This window comes from Bradyrhizobium sp. SZCCHNS2022 (genome assembly GCF_032377575.1).
In the GTDB taxonomy this organism is placed as follows: domain Bacteria; phylum Pseudomonadota; class Alphaproteobacteria; order Rhizobiales; family Xanthobacteraceae; genus Bradyrhizobium; species Bradyrhizobium aeschynomenes.
Genome location: NZ_JAUHHZ010000001.1, coordinates 2,279,816 through 2,293,732 on the forward strand (window position 1 = coordinate 2,279,816; position 13,917 = coordinate 2,293,732).

The window sequence follows — 13,917 nt, forward strand, 5'->3', positions numbered from 1 at the left end:
AGGGAATGCCGAAAGGCGCTCCCTGGCGGGCATGACGATCAGCGCGCCGCCAGAGCCTGCGCAAACTGAGGAGACGCCGCCCCCGTTGCCCAAGGCCGGGCGCATGGCGTTCGTCGTGCTCGGCCTGTGCTTTGCGCTGTCCGTGCTCGGGCGCGGGCTCGGCGAGAGCTTCACCGTCTTTCTCAAGCCGATCTCCGACGGTTTTGGCTGGGACCGCTCTGAGATCGTCTCGATCTATTCGCTGACGGCGCTCGCCGGCGGCCTCGCGGCGCCGCTGATCGGGCGGCTGTTCGATCATTCCGGACCACGCGCCGTCTTTGCGCTCGGCCTGCTGCTGCTGGGTGCGGCCTTCACGGCGGCCGCGCATGCGCAGGCGCTGTGGCAGTTCCAGCTCAGCATCGGCCTGTGCGTCGGCATCGGCATCGCGCTGATCGGCAACGTGCCCAACTCGATCCTGCTGGGGCGCTGGTTCGGCAAGAAGCTGCCGACAGCGATGGCGGTGATCTATTCGGCGACCGGCGCCGGCGTGCTGATCCTGCTGCCGGGCTCACAGCTCCTGATCGAGGCCATCGGCTGGCGCAGCGCCTATCAACTGTTCGGCGCCGTCGTGTTCATCCTGCTGGTGCCGCTGGCGCTGCTACCATGGCGGCTGTTTGCTGCCGGCGCGCCTCACATCACGAGGTCGGTGGCCGACGAGCTCGCTGATGATGTCTGGACCTTGTCACGCGCGCTGCGTCACCACGCCTTCTGGGCTCTGTTTGCAACCTTCTTCTTCACCGCCGTCGGCATGTATGCGATCGCGCCGCAGGTCGTTGCCTATCTGATCGATGCCGGCTTTGCGCCGCTGCAGGCCGCGACCGCCTGGGGCTTCTCAGGCGTCGTGCTGCTGTTCGGCATGCTCGGCGTCTCCACGCTCGACGGCCTGATCGGACGCAGGCCGTCGGTGCTGTTCTCCTACGCGGTGTCGATCGCGGGCATCCTGATGCTGTGGGCGCTGCAATTCTGGCCAAACATCTTTCTGCTCACCGGCTTCGTCGTCTGCTTCGGCAGCATGATCGGCTCGCGCGGGCCGCTGTTGTCGGCCACGGCGATGAAGATCTTCCGCGGCAAGCGGCTGGGGACGATCTATGGCACCATCACGATCGGCAGCGGACTCGGCTCCGCGCTCGGCTCATGGAGCGGCGGCGTGATCCACGACCTCACGCACGGTTATGACGCGGTCATTGTCTTGGCGCTGATCAGCGTCGTGATCGGGATGATTCCGTTCCTTGTCGTCCCCGCACTTCGCACGTAGCTGCAATCGGCAGCGTTCCGGAGGAACCTCACGAGCTTGTCCGTCCACATAGTGGACATCGCCGAACGATCACGCATTCATGATTAGTAAGCAGCTTGGTGGTAGTTGTTCGGACAACAAGAACGATGAGGACGCCGTGACATTGCTCAGCCACATGAAGTTCCGCACCAAGCTTGCAAGCATGGTGATCCTGGCCATCGCGACGGTCATCGCCATCGTCGCCGTCGCAGGCTGGCTCAGCCGGGAGCGCATGCTGGAAGACCGCATCACCCAGATGCACACAGCGGTGGACCTCATCTACGGTCTCGCCGAGACGCTGCAGACCGAGGTCGCGGCAGGGAAACTATCGGTTGACGAGGCCAAGAACAAGTTCCGCTACCTCGCGCGGCGAATGACGTTCAACAACGGCCAGGGCTATCCGATCGCCTACAACGCCGCCGACTCGGCGCTGCTGTTGAACGCTGCCAATGAAAAGCTCGAGGGCAAGATTCTCGGCACCAAGGACGCCAATGGCGTGCTGATCGCCGATGCGCAGATCAAGGCTGCGCAGCAGAAACCTGAAGGCAGCACGACATCCTATCTCTATCCGCGGCCTGGCCAGACCGAGCCGCTTCGGAAGGTGGTCTTCGTCCGCGCCTTCGCGCCATGGAACATCGTCATGAGCTACGGGCTCTATGTCGACGACATCGAGGCGGACGTCTATGCCCTGCTGGTCCGGCTCGCCGGGATCGGCGCGGCGCTGCTCGTGCTGCTCGGCATCCTGTCCTTCATGATCTCGCACAACGTGGTCGGCGGGCTGCACCGGCTGAAGGACCGGATGCAGGACATCGCCGGCGGCCGGCTCGAGCAGCCGGTGGCCGAGACGGAGCGCGGCGACGAGATCGGTCGCATGGCCGAGACCTTGGAGGTGCTGCGCAGGACGGCGATCACCGCGCGCACGCTGGAGCAGGAACAGGCAGCCACCAAGCAGCACAGCGAAGCGGAAAAGCGCGCGGCGCTGGTTGCGATGGCGGACCGCTTCGACGCCTCCGTCGGTCAGCTCGTTGCGCTGATGGCCTCCGGTGCCGGAGAGCTCGAGGCGACGGCGAAGTCGATGACCGGCACCGCCGAGAGCACCAATGCGCGCGCCACCGCCGTGAGCTCCGCCGCGACGGAGGCGAGCTCGCGTGTGCAGACGGTGGCCACCGCCGCCGAGGAATTGACCTCGTCGATCACGGAGATCAGCCGTCAGGTTGCCCAATCCGCCGAGGTCACCGGACGCGCCGTCGAAAGCGCGCGCCATACCGACGGGATCGTCCGCGCCCTGGCCGACGGCGCCAAGCAGATCGAGCACGTCGCCGAGTTGATCTCGAGCATCGCCGGCCAGACCAACCTGCTGGCGCTCAACGCCACGATCGAGGCCGCCCGCGCCGGCGAAGCCGGACGCGGCTTTGCCGTGGTCGCGGCGGAGGTGAAGAGCCTGGCCAGCCAGACGGCGCAGGCCACGCAGGAGATCGGCGACCGCATCGCCCAGATCCAGAACGCGACGCGGGAAGCGGTCGGTGCGCTCGACGGCATCACCCTGACCATCGAGGAGGTGTCCGCGATCGCCGCCACGATCGGATCGGCGATCGAGGAACAGGGAACGGCCACCGCGGAGATCGCGCGCAACGTCACCCAGACGGCGCAGGCCACCCGCGACGTCACCGCCAACATCGGCGGCGTCTCGACCGCGGCCCATGAGACCGGGAGCGCCGCCGGCCACGTCCTGATCGCCGCCGGCAATCTCTCCAAGCAGGCCGAGCAACTCTCCCGCGAGGTCGACACCTTCCTTGCGGGCGTCAGAGCGGCCTGATTGCTTCGATTTGCTCGAGTGAGCGTCGCCGAACTCCGATGGCCTGCGCGCCTCAATTGTTCGGCGGCAGCTCGCCCGGCGGGTACTGCTGCTTGCCGGTGTTGAAGTCCATGATCTTGCGCGTCACGCCCGGCAGCATCGCCGAGATCGGGTTGATGCGCACCACCGGCTGACTCGGCGTTCCCACGACCTCGTAGGTGACGCCGAACAGGCCTTCATTGCTGCCGCCGAGGAACAGGCCGACAATCGGGATCTGGTTGAACATGTTGTTCAGGCCATAGAGCGGCACGATCGTGCCGGATGCGCGGACCTGGTTGACGTTGTAGTCGATGCTGCCTTCGATGGTCAGGCCGAGCGTCGGCCCCTTCACCACGCCGTCGCGGATCGAGAGCAGCCCGTTCTGCCGGGTGAACTCGGCGCGCAGCATCGTGAAGGCGATGCCTTGCGAGGCTTGCGGCGCGGCACCGGACGCGGCGCGGTCCAGCGCCTGCTCACCCCTGACGGTGAAGTTGCGAACGATCGCCAGCCCTTCCTTGGGGCTGGTGTCGGCGGTCGGCGGCTCCATCGCCAGCTCCAATTCGCCGCCCGCCATCTTCGAATAGGTATCGGCGAAGCGCAGCAGCGCGCCGGCATCGTTGGTCACGAGATAGATCACCTCGCGGCCCTGACGGCGGGCGCGCGGATCGGCGCTGGGCGCCTCGCGACCGACACGGATGTCGGCGGTCACGGGCGTATCGCGGCCGACCTTGCCGCTCAGATTGAAGCTCTTGAAGGCGCCGCCGCGCCTGGAGAGCTTGACGTCGACGCTGCGCAGCGCCTCGCCATTGAAGCCGGCGACAGCGCCGAGCTTGACCTCGGCGTCGAAATCGAGATTGGAGCGCGCCTTGTTCTTGTCGGCGTCCTTGTTGGTGCCCGAGATCGCCGACTTCAGGAAGCCGCGGCCGTCGAACACATCGCCCCGCATCGACAGCTTCAGCACGCCGTCCTGGCCGCGCTCGGCCTTGAGCTGGGTCTTGTCGCCTTCCGACGGCGAATACGTCGGGAAGTTCGCATTCATCAGGTCGCCGTTCTGGTCGACCTCCAGCGAGCCCTTGATCGAGACGCCGCCGCCTTCGATGTTGATGTCCTCGAAGCGAGTCGATTGCGGCTTCGCCACCACGAGGAAGGTCGCCTTGCCCGATTTGCCGGGGTTCTTCACCCAGCCCGGCAGCAGATTGTCGAGTTTCAGCTGCGTCAGATCGGCTTCGACGCCGATCCGGCTGTCACGATCGCTGGCGCCGGCGATCTTGCCGTTGAGCTTCAGCGGGACGTTGCCGGTGATCGCGGTGCCCAGGTCCATGCCGAGTCGCGCCCGGCTGGCATCGTCGAGGATCGCCTGCATCCTGATGTCGGCATCGCCTTCGGTCGGCTTGCGATAGTCGAGGGTCGCCGGCTGGCCGTTGATCTTGACGTCGCCCTTGACCTGATAGCCGGCCGTGTTGGCGACGATCTTGAGCGTATTGGCCTCGAGCTTCTGGTTCATCACCAGTTTGTCGGCGGCAAAACCGTTGAGATCGGCCGTCACCGTGTAGCTGGTGTCGGCCTTGGTGAGCTCGCCCTTGACCGGCATCGCGAGATTGACGCTGGCCTGGAACGTGCCCTTGGTCTGGTTGGGGTCGATCGGCATCGAGGAGAGGTCGCTCAGCCGATCGGACGCGAGAATCTCGGCGGCGGCGGCGACCGGGCCGTCGACCCGCATCCGCACCCGCGACGGCGACGGCTTCGGCGCCATGTCCGGCACCTCGAACACGACGTCGGAGAAGTTGAGCTTGCGGCCTGCCGGCGTATCGGCAACGCCCTGTCCCAACGTCACCGTCGCGGTGCGCCCGGTCACATGCGCCTTCATGTCGGCATCGCGCACCGACGGCAGGCCGTCGACGGGATGAACCGTCACGTTGTTGGCCACGATGTTGACGTCGAGGCCGTCATCGGGAATCGGCGGCCCCTTGCGCGGCAGGTTGCGGGTCGGCGAGTTGACCGCGATGTCCATGCGCTGCACCGAGCCGCGATCGATGCGTTCGATGATCCAGGCGCGCACCTCCGGCACGATCAGAGCCGGCCAGATCCGCTTCATGGCGAGCACCGGCATCGGCGTGGTCGCGAAGCCGAGCTTCAGCCGCGGCTCGCCGGCATAGTCGACGCTGCCGGTGCCGGCGACGCCGATCTCGCCATTGGAGATCTCGGCCTGCGTCAGCAGCACGCGCTTGCCTTCGGTGTCGAAGCGGACGTTGATCGAGATGCGGTTGAAGATCAGCGGCGGATCGTTGGCGATGGCTCCGAGCAGGATCGTGCCGCCGCTGAGGCCGAGCCGCCAGTCGTTGACGCCGTCGTTCGGCGGCTCCAGATGGGCGTTGAGCGTGATACGGTTGGCGCCCGAGATCACCTTGAACGGCGCCACCAGTGCGCGACGGCTGGCGTCCCACTCCATGTTGATCTCGGCGGAGTCGATCGCCATCGGATAGTCAGGCGTGTCGGTGTCGATGATGTTACCGGCGCCGATGTTGAGCTTGCCGCGCATATAGGTCGGCAATCCGTCGCGGCCCAGCTCGCCCTTGATCTCACCGGTGAGCGGCAGGTCCGCCATATAGGTCAGATCCTTCAGCCTGAGCGCCAGCAGGATGTTGCTGGTAGAGACCTTGTCGGCCTTGATGTCGATGGTGCGCACGCCGTTGGCCGGCGGCCCGACCAGGACGCGCAGCAGCCAGGGCTTGGCGCCCTCCTCGCCGAGGCTGAGCGCGACGCCGCCGCCCGAGGGACGGCGCAAGCTGAGACTGATGTTCTCGAACGTCCATTTATTGCCGCGCTGCTGGTCGTCGACGACCAGCACGCCGTTCTTCAGGCCAATCTCGTTCAGGTTCTGACCGTCGAGCCCGGTCAGGCTCAGGCTGTCGAGCCAGTCGAGCCCGGCGAGCAGCCCGTTCTGCGGCGGCGGCGCCACGGCCGTCCCGGATGCAGCCGGCGGGTTTGCTGCCTGCGGCTGGGAGGCTTGGGGTGTGCCGGACGCCGGTCCGGCGGACTGTCCCGGCCGCGGGAAGGTCGGCGGCAGCCCGGCATCGCGCTTGGAGGCGACGCCGGTGGCCAGCGGCTTGCTGGTCTCGCCGGTCGAAACGGTCACGGTGCCGTCAGGGGTGATGCGGATCGCGAGCTCGGCGTCGACCAGCTTGAGGCTCTCGGCGCGCAGCTGGCCCATCAGGAGCGCTGCACCCGACAGCCGCACTTCAGCCTTGGGCGCGCTGGCGACGACGGCGCGATCCTGATCACGCACGACGATGTCGCGGATCCGGACCGCAATCCGGATCCGGCCGGCGCGCTCGATCTGCGTGCCGCCGACCTCGACCGTATTGCCGTGGCCGATATTGTCCTCGATCGCGGCTGCAAGCCACGGCGTCGCCAGATCGAGGCTGATCGGCCCGACACCGAGCCGCAGCCACAGCCCGCCGAAGCCGACGCCCAGAATCAGGAGAAGGACCACCAGCGAGACCACGCAGCGCCGCAACAGCCGGCCGCCCGGCCGGCGCCGCGGACTGGACTCGTCCGAGCGGCCCGAATCGGCACGCGACAGCAGGCGGCGCGCCCGCTGCCCGGCGGCCTCGTCGTGCTCCGCTGCATCTTCGAACTGGCCGGTCACGTCCCAGTCGGCGTCATCCCACTGTTGGCCCTGGGTGTCCGCTTGCAGATGGGGCCGGTGGGGTGATGTCTGTCTTGCCATTGCCTCTCGGTGCTGGCCCCTGGTGTCCGATATGGTGGTGACAATCTGGCTTCGGCCAGATTGGTCGCCGATGGTGCCCCGACCGTTCACGGGGCGCGCCCCTCGCTCGTCGGCATGGCCGCTTCCCGTCGATCCCCGTCACGCTCAACGGGCGCTCCCGAGTCGCCTGCTGTCGTTACGTCCGCCACGCGGGCCGGACGAAGCGCAACATCCCCGTCACTATAACCCGCCGCCGTCAGGTTTGCCCACCCGCTCGTGCCGCTCCACCTGTGCCTCGCCACGGCGACGCGAAATTTGTGGCGGGGAGGCCTGATCCGGGGACGGTACGAGAGTCGTCATTGCTTTGGTACTCACGCATGCTGGTACCCGTGATGTCCAGCGCGTCGCAAGAGGCGTCACCCCCCGTTCGCCGAAGCACGGATGCAAGATCGATCCCGGGACACCGGACAAGAACCGAGATAGTTTCATTCTTGAGCCGCCGAAAGCGACGAAAGGAAGGCGTATGTCAAAGGAATCACGGAAGAAATCCTCTAACCCGGCGTCCTACGGGGCAACGCCCGGGAACCGGGCCGCCGCCGCTGCCAAGACGGCCGCCAAAAAGACCTCCAAGCCGGCAACGACCAAGACCGCGAAGAAGACCACCGCGAAGGCCGGAAACGCCGCCGGCAAGTCCGTGGCCGCCAAATCGGCTCCCGTAAAGGCCAAAGCCGCCAAGCCCGTCGCACCCGCTTCGGCTGGAACCGGGCTTGCCGAAGGTGCCAAGGCCCCTGCCTTCAAGCTGCCCCGCGACGGCGGAGGAACCGCTTCGCTCGCCGACTTCGCGGGCAAGAAGCTCGTGCTGTTCTTCTATCCCAAGGCCAACACGCCCGGCTGCACCAAGGAGGCGATCGACTTCACGCGACTGTCGAAGGATTTCGCCGCCGCCGGCACCGCCGTGCTCGGCGTGTCCGCCGATTCGGTCAAGGCGCAGGACAATTTCCGCGACAAGCACGACCTCGCCGTGCCGCTGATCTCGGACGAGACGCACGCGATGCTCGAGGCCTACGGCGCCTGGGGCGAGAAGTCGCTGTATGGCCGCAAGTTTCTCGGCATCATCCGAAGCACGGTGCTGATCGGCGCCGACGGCCGCGTCGCCAAGGTGTGGCGCAACGTCAAGGTCGATGGCCATGCCGACGCGGTGCTGGCAGCCGTGCGCGACCTGTAGAAACACGCGATGGGGCGTTGGGGGAAAATTAACCATGCAGGGGTCAAATCCCTCCCGTAAATGACGCCGCTGGACGTAACGAGCTCCAGCCGGCGCGGGAGTGCCGATGTCGCATCGTTCCGGCCATCACGCCGAATATCCCCAGCACCATCCTCATGACCGCGGGCACGCCCATTCCCATCGGCGCGCTGCGGCCAGCCATCCGGCACCCGCTGCGGCATCGGCCGCCTCGCAGAGCGACTACACGCTGGTGCATGCCGGCAAGCAGGTGCGCATCGGCCCGGTCGTATTCTGGATCGTGGTCGGCACCGTCAGCCTGCTCGGCGCGTGGTCGGCCGCGACAGCCACCTATTTCGCGTTTCGCGACGACGTGCTGACGCGCCTGATCGCGCGCCAGGCCGAGATGCAATACGCCTATGAGGACCGCATTGCCGAGCTGCGTGCGAAGGTCGACCGCGCCACCAGCCGCCAGTTGCTCGACCAGGAGCAGTTCGACCAGAAGCTCGACCAGATCCTCAAGCGCCAGACCGCGCTGGAGGGCCGCGCCACCGCGCTCGGCAGCATGCCCGACATCACCGGCTCGATCCGCGCGCCGGCGCGGGCGCCGGTCGCGATCGAGCCGCCATCGGCGCCGTCGACGCCCAAACCGTCGCCGATCAGCGACACCGTGATCTTCACTGCGCCGCCGGACCGCGAGGCGCGGCTGGAATCGCGCAGCCCGGTGATGGCCAATGTGCAGCCGAGCCAGGCCACCAAGCTCGCCGGCGTCGACAACGTGCTGACGCGGCTGACCCGCTCGCTCGACCAGGTCGAGGCGCGCCAGATCGCGATGCTGTCCTCCGCCGAGGAGACGCTGGAATCGAAGCTGCGCCGGATGCGCGGCGTGATCACCGATCTCGGCCTCGACATGGGCCATCTCGAAGCGGCCGCGCCGAAGGGCGGCATGGGCGGCCCGTTCGTGCCGGTCAAGCTCGGCGCCGAGTCCGGCCCGTTCGAGCGCCAGCTCTACCGCATCAGCATCACCCGCGCGCAGGTCGAGAAGATGAACCGCACGCTGGCGCTGGTGCCGTATCGCAAGCCGGTCATCGGCGAGGTCGAGTTCACCTCGGGTTTCGGCGTGCGCTCCGATCCGTTCCTCGGCCGCCCCGCAATGCACACCGGCCTCGACTTCCGCGCCGCGACTGGCGATCCCGTCCGTGTCACCGCCAACGGCAAGGTGGTCAACGCCGGCTGGGCCGGCGGCTATGGCCGCATGGTCGAGGTCGACCACGGCAACGGCCTGTCCACGCGCTACGGCCATCTCTCCGAGATCAACGTCAAGATCGGCCAGCAGGTGAAGATCGGCGACATCATCGGCGAGGTCGGCTCGACCGGCCGCTCCACCGGCCCGCACCTGCACTACGAAACCCGCATCGACGGCGAAGCCGTCGACCCGCAGAAATTTTTGCGCGCGGGTGTCCGGCTGAGCGCGGGCTAGCAGGCGTTGCTGAGTTGGGCTTCGCCCATCAGCGAAACACTGCACCTTGAGCCCAAAATCTCTCCCCTGTCATTCCGGGGCGTGCGCAGCACGAGCCCGGAATCCATAACCACGAATGGGAATGATAGACAGCGATGGATGCTCAGTCATCTCGCTCAACAATGGCGGCCTGTGAGTATGGATTCCGGGCTCGCGCTACGCGCGCCCCGGAATGACGGGCAGAGAGATCAATCGTCACGCTCGCAGATCGCCCGCCGTGTCGATCGCCTCACGCCACCAGCGCATGCAGGAAGCGCGTCAGGTCGTCCCACAGCTCGCCCGGCTCTTCCAGGCCAATGCTAAGCCTCACCAAGCCCTCCGCCTCATCCCACGGCCGCACGGTGCGATCCGCCGCGACATCCATCGGCGCGATCAGGCTGTGGGTGCCGCCCCAGGAGGCGCCGATGGCGAACAGGCTGAGATGCCCGAGCGCCGGAGTGATCCGCGCGGTGAACTCCGGCTTGATGACGAGGCTGAACACCGCGCTCGCGCCCTTGAAGTCGCGCAGAAACACCTCTTGACCGGGACAGGACGGCAGCGCCGGATGCAGCACGCGCGCAACCGCCGGCACGTCCTGCAGCCGCTGGGCGAAGTCGCGCGCGACGCGGCCGCTGTGCGCCATGCGCACGCCCATCGTCTCGATGCCGCGCAGCGCCAGCGCCGCCTCGTCCGGCGACACGCCGATGCCGAGCACGCCGAGCACGTCCTTGACCGCCTTGCGCAGGCCGAGGTCCTTCACCGTGATCGAGCCGAGCAGGAGGTCGGAATGGCCTCCGACATACTTCGTCAGCGCCTCCACCGCGACGTCGACGCCATGCGCCAGCGGCTTGAACAGCAGCGGGCTCGCCCAGGTGTTGTCGCACCCCGCGAGCACGCCCCTCGCCTGCGCCGCGCGCGCGATCGCCGGCACGTCCTGCACCTCCATCGTGCCCGAGCCCGGCGACTCCAGCCAGATGAGCTTGGTGCTGGCGTCGATCAGATCGGCGACGCCGCCGCCGATGAGCGGATCGTAGACCTGATACGCGATGCCGCGCTGCGCGAGATAGCCGGCGCACAGGCTGCGCACCGGAGGATAGACGTGATCGGGGATCAGCACCTTGTCGCCGGGCTTGAGCACCGCGAGCATCGTGATCGCGACCGCGGCCTGCCCCGACGGCACCAGCATGGTGCGCGCGCCGCCATGCAGCGCCGTGAGCTGCGCCTCCAGAGTGCGCGTCGTCGGCGTGCCGTGCAGGCCGTAGGTGTAGCCGTCGAGTCCACGCTCGGCGCGCCGCGCGAAATCCCGGGGATCATCATAGACGATCGTCGAGGCGCGATAGGTCGGGACCGCCAGCGACTTGAAGCCGTCCTGGGACACGGCGGGATGCTGAACGCAGCGGGTGAGATCGTGCATGGAAACCTCGTGTGACAACGCGTGCGGCCATGGTAGCGCAACCGCGCGAGCGGCGCGCTCATAACGTCTCAGGACCGGACCGGTATCAGCCCTGCTGATCGAGGACGACATCTACGGCGACATCAGTTTTGGCGAGCACCGTCCACGCCCGTTCGCCGCCATCAGCGCGAAGGCCGACATCATCCTGTGCCGCTCGACGCGGATGACCGACCCCAAAGGCGGCTTCGTGCTGTGGCTGGAGCTGCCGGCGGGCTTCGACGCCGACGCACTCTACGCGCTGGCCATCCGCGAGCGCATCTGCTTCGTGCCGGGCGGGCTGTTCACCGCCAGCGATGGTTATCGCAACTGCCTGCGGCTGAGCTGCAGCCATGACTGGGATGCGCGGATCGAGCGCAGCGTCGAGCGGCTGGGGGAGCTGGCGGGCGACATGCTCGCATAGCCCTCTGCGCCTCCGCGCGCGGCAACTCGCCGGTCAGCGTTTCGCCGGCAGCACGAACACCTGCCCCGGATAGATCAGATCCGGACGGCGGATCTGCTCGCGGTTGGCGCGGTAGATGACGGCGTAGCGCGTGCCCTCGCCGAGGAGACGGCGGCTGATGTGCCACAGGCTGTCGCCGCGCGAGACGGTGATCGTCCTGGCGCCGCCGCCGCGGCCGGGTGAGGACGCCATGTCCTTGAGGTCGGCCGGCGACGCCGCCGCAAGCTGCGTGCGCGCGGCCGATGCGCCGCCGTTTGCCTGCCCCTGGCCGGCGGCCGCAGGCAGCGCGGCCGTGGTCAGCGTCTCCGGCACGTTCAACGGCACCTCCGCGCGCGCCTGAACGGCGCCCGTCTTGGCGTCCACCTCGTCGAGCCGCAGCCGGTCCTTGCCGGCCCAAGAGGCATCCTTGGAGGCATCCTTGATCACCGCGGCGACACGCCCGTCGGCCGTGGCGGTCGCCGTGCTGACGAGGCGGTCGTTGAGATAGATCCGCACGGTCGCCCCGGGCCGGGCGAGGCCGCTGACGCGCAGGTTGCCGTTCGGCTCGAAATCGACGGCCTCGACCGCCACGGCGAGCGGCGCCGAGGCTGCCGGCTTCGACAACACGCGCGTCGGCTGGTCCGGCGCGACCACCGCGACCGTGGGCGGCCGCTTGCCGGCCTCCACCACCACGGCCACGCTCTGCTTGGACGACATCTCCCGGCCATCGGGCAGCCTGGCCCGCAGCGTCAGCTCGAATGTCCCGGCGCGCAGCGGTGGCGGCACCATCGAGAACTGCCCCGCGCGGTCGGCGACCGCCCGGGCATGCGGCTCGCCATTGCGCAACAGCTCGACGGTGGCGCCCGGCGCGGCGCGGCCGGCGACCACAGTCTCGCCTGTGGGCTCCACGCTGACCACGTCGAATGACGGCGCATCGCTCTCGGCCGCCGGCGGCGCGACCGGCGCCAGCAGCGCAGCCAGCCCGCTCGCCTGCTGCTGCGCGGTCGCGAGCGCCGTGGCGGCCTGGCTCGCGCCGCCCTTCTCCGTCGCTGCCCCCTTCTCTGTCGCTGCGCCCTGCTCCGGCGCCGCGGCACGCTGCGGCACCGGCGCCGCGCGCGGGGCCGCAGCGCCATTGTCGCCAGCGGACGTCCACTCACGCGGAAAGATCGAGAGGTCGTGACCGAAGCGCGGCGCAACGACGACGCCAAATGCCGCAAGCGCGAGCGCCGCAACGGCGCCTCCCGCCCAGATCAGTCGCCGGCCGCTTGCGGTGCTCATCGATCGATCGGTCCCGTTCATGGCGAACACGGAGACCACGGCTCCGTCGGCAGGAATCTCGATCCGCCTCATACCATCATGCGGGCCAAAAAGCCATCGCGGGCCGCCGCGGGCCGAGATCAGCGATCAGCCGCGATCTGCCTCGCGCATTCTTCGAACACGCCGCGCAGGAAGCGGTGGCTGGGATCCTGGTCGCGAAACGAGGGCCAGATCATCGACTCCTTCAGTTTCGGAATCTCGAACGGGAAATCGACGTACTTGACCGCATAGTGCCGCGCCAGGTCCTGCGCGAGCAGCCGATGCACCGTCGCGATCCGGTCGGTTCCGCACAGCATCTTGGGGAGCACGCAGAACGAGTCGACGGTGGAGGCCACGTTGCGCTGCCGGCCCGCGCGCGGGAAGAAGAGTTCTTCGAAGGAATGCGTCCCAGGCTCGCCGAGACGGACGCCGACGTGGCCGGCTGCGAAGTAGTCGTCTTCGGTCAGCCTGCCGCGCCTCAGCTTTCGCGCCTGATCCATCAGGCAGACGTGGTCGTCCGAGAGCAGGTGCATCTGCGGATGCGGAATACGCGACGCATAGAGCTCAGGCAGAATCATCAGATCGATGTCGCCGAGCTGAAACACCTGCTCCACATGCTTGGGCAGATGCGAGATCTCGAGCTGGAAGCCGGCGGCCCGTCGCGCCAGCTCGATCGCGACGCGGGACACCAGGGCATACGTCACATAGTCGGAGGCGCAGATCCTGAAGGTGCGATTGACCTTCGCGGGATCGAAATCCGGCTTCGTGCTGATCGCGGCCCGTGCGCGAATGAGCGTGTCCTTGACCGGCTCGACCAGCGCCTGGGCGAGCGGAGTCAGTTCGAACTGGCGCCCCACCGGCGTGAGCAACTCGTCGGCGAAGAATTCGCGCAGTCGCGCGAGCGCCGCGCTGGTCGCCGACTGGCCGAGACGCAAGCGGTCTGCGGCGCGCGTGACGTTGCGCTCGTCGAGCAACACATCGAGCGCGACAAGCAGATTGAGGTCGAACCTGTCCAGCCGCATCGGCGCAAATCCTCCCATTCCCCCATCATGTATCGATCCTATCGATGCCCAGACACATTACAATCGATTTTGGCGAAACACCGCTCCGGCGTAGCGTGACGTCGGATCAGCGTCGGCAAGGGCAAGAAGCCCTGGGCCATGGAGCCCGCGACC

General features: G+C 67.7%; 9 protein-coding genes. 5 read left to right on the forward strand and 4 right to left on the reverse strand.

Translation table 11 applies throughout. The features are described 5' to 3' along the window. Positions 1 to 31: 31 nt before the first annotated feature. On the forward strand, positions 32 to 1,294 hold the full coding sequence (locus QXZ94_RS10125) for an MFS transporter (RefSeq protein ID WP_315720289.1): 1,263 nt from the start codon (positions 32 to 34) through the stop codon (positions 1,292 to 1,294). 136 nt (positions 1,295 to 1,430) lie between these two features. Then, positions 1,431 to 3,128: a methyl-accepting chemotaxis protein gene (locus tag QXZ94_RS10130; protein ID WP_315726187.1), complete on the forward strand. Its 1,698-nt coding sequence runs from the start codon at positions 1,431 to 1,433 to the stop codon at positions 3,126 to 3,128. A 52-nt stretch (positions 3,129 to 3,180) separates the two neighbouring features. Here the strand turns inward: QXZ94_RS10130 and QXZ94_RS10135 are convergent, their stop codons facing one another. After that, the gene (locus tag QXZ94_RS10135; protein ID WP_315720290.1) at positions 3,181 to 6,876 is read right to left on the reverse strand and encodes a DUF3971 domain-containing protein; all 3,696 of its coding nucleotides are present in this window, start codon (positions 6,874 to 6,876) and stop codon (positions 3,181 to 3,183) included. A 502-nt stretch (positions 6,877 to 7,378) separates the two neighbouring features. Between QXZ94_RS10135 and QXZ94_RS10140 the strand changes: the two genes are divergently transcribed. Both QXZ94_RS10140 and QXZ94_RS10145 read left to right on the forward strand, forming a co-directional pair. After that, positions 7,379 to 8,080, forward strand: a complete 702-nt coding sequence (locus QXZ94_RS10140; protein WP_315720291.1) for a peroxiredoxin — start codon at positions 7,379 to 7,381, stop codon at positions 8,078 to 8,080. Between the two features lie 106 nt (positions 8,081 to 8,186). Beyond that, positions 8,187 to 9,557 (forward strand): peptidoglycan DD-metalloendopeptidase family protein, encoded by a 1,371-nt coding sequence (locus QXZ94_RS10145; protein WP_315720292.1) that lies wholly within the window; start codon positions 8,187 to 8,189, stop codon positions 9,555 to 9,557. Positions 9,558 to 9,825: 268 nt separating this feature from the next. Here QXZ94_RS10145 and QXZ94_RS10150 read toward each other — a convergent pair whose 3' ends face one another. Continuing rightward, positions 9,826 to 10,989: a trans-sulfuration enzyme family protein gene (locus tag QXZ94_RS10150; RefSeq protein WP_315720293.1), complete on the reverse strand. Its 1,164-nt coding sequence runs from the start codon at positions 10,987 to 10,989 to the stop codon at positions 9,826 to 9,828. 202 nt (positions 10,990 to 11,191) lie between these two features. Between QXZ94_RS10150 and QXZ94_RS10155 the strand changes: the two genes are divergently transcribed. Further along, entirely contained in the window at positions 11,192 to 11,428 is a 237-nt protein-coding gene (locus QXZ94_RS10155; protein WP_315720294.1) for a hypothetical protein, read from the forward strand. Positions 11,429 to 11,461: 33 nt separating this feature from the next. On the opposite strand, the gene QXZ94_RS10160 is transcribed toward QXZ94_RS10155, so the two are convergent. After that, complete coding sequence (locus tag QXZ94_RS10160) at positions 11,462 to 12,724, reverse strand: LysM peptidoglycan-binding domain-containing protein (RefSeq protein WP_315720295.1); 1,263 nt, start codon at positions 12,722 to 12,724, stop codon at positions 11,462 to 11,464. 119 nt (positions 12,725 to 12,843) lie between these two features. Then, on the reverse strand, positions 12,844 to 13,764 hold the full coding sequence (locus QXZ94_RS10165; RefSeq protein ID WP_315720296.1) for a LysR family transcriptional regulator: 921 nt from the start codon (positions 13,762 to 13,764) through the stop codon (positions 12,844 to 12,846). Between the last annotated feature and the right edge of the window lie 153 nt (positions 13,765 to 13,917).

Excerpts from the sequence above, each read along its gene's own strand:
- QXZ94_RS10155 (WP_315720294.1), top strand. The coding sequence starts at position 11,192 with ATGACCGACCCCAAAGGCGGCTTCGTGCTGTGGCTGGAGCTGCCGGCG.
- QXZ94_RS10135 (WP_315720290.1), bottom strand. The coding sequence starts at position 6,876 with ATGGCAAGACAGACATCACCCCACCGGCCCCATCTGCAAGCGGACACC.
- QXZ94_RS10165 (WP_315720296.1), bottom strand. The coding sequence starts at position 13,764 with ATGCGGCTGGACAGGTTCGACCTCAATCTGCTTGTCGCGCTCGATGTG.
- QXZ94_RS10145 (WP_315720292.1), top strand. The coding sequence starts at position 8,187 with ATGTCGCATCGTTCCGGCCATCACGCCGAATATCCCCAGCACCATCCT.
- QXZ94_RS10150 (WP_315720293.1), bottom strand. The coding sequence starts at position 10,989 with ATGCACGATCTCACCCGCTGCGTTCAGCATCCCGCCGTGTCCCAGGAC.
- QXZ94_RS10140 (WP_315720291.1), top strand. The coding sequence starts at position 7,379 with ATGTCAAAGGAATCACGGAAGAAATCCTCTAACCCGGCGTCCTACGGG.
- QXZ94_RS10160 (WP_315720295.1), bottom strand. The coding sequence starts at position 12,724 with ATGAGCACCGCAAGCGGCCGGCGACTGATCTGGGCGGGAGGCGCCGTT.
- QXZ94_RS10125 (WP_315720289.1), top strand. The coding sequence starts at position 32 with ATGACGATCAGCGCGCCGCCAGAGCCTGCGCAAACTGAGGAGACGCCG.